Source organism: Polaromonas sp. P1_G2 (assembly GCF_056405515.1).
This window is the reverse complement of record NZ_JBFUBY010000701.1, coordinates 1-614: the sequence shown is the minus strand read 5'-3', so window position 1 is coordinate 614 and position 614 is coordinate 1. Positions and strand designations below refer to the sequence as shown.

1 protein-coding gene is annotated in these 614 nt (G+C 62.7%); it reads left to right on the top strand.

Translation table 11 applies throughout. The features are described 5' to 3' along the window. Positions 1-12: 12 nt before the first annotated feature. Positions 13-614: hypothetical protein (locus AC1D0P_RS27035; RefSeq protein WP_477679550.1), on the top strand; the 602-nt coding region annotated here is incomplete at its 3' end.

Genomic DNA, 614 nt, shown 5'->3' with positions numbered 1-614 from the left:
GATGGCGGCTGGGTGATCACCTGGACGTCCTTTGGCGAGGACGGCAACAGCTACGGTGTCTACCAGCAGGTCTACAACGCCGACGGCACCACGCATGGCAGCGAGACGCGCGTCAATACTGAAACGGCGAGCTCGCAGGAGAACCAGCCGGTCACCGCCCTTGCCGATGGCGGCTGGGTGGTCACATGGATMTCCTATGGCCAGGACGGCGACGGCTATGGCGTCTACCAGCAGGCCTACAATGCMGAYGGCACCAMRCRGGGKGKCGAGACCCRRGTCAAYACCTATACAGCCGGCTCGCAGGAGAGTCCGAAGATCACCGCGCTTGCCGATGGCGGCTGGGTGGTGACGTGGCGCTCCTACGGCTCAGGCATCAGTATCTACGACATCCGCCAGCAAGCCTACAATGCCGACGGCACCACGTTAGGTGTCGAGACGCCGGTCAACACATACACCGTCGTTGAGCAAGACAGCCCGCAAATCACCGCGCTTGCCGACGGCGGTTGGGTGGTGACGTGGCGTTCCGATTACCAAGACGGCGATGTCWACGGCRTCTATCAGCAGGCCTACAATGCCGGCGGCACCACACGGGGTGTCGAAACCCAGGTCAATAC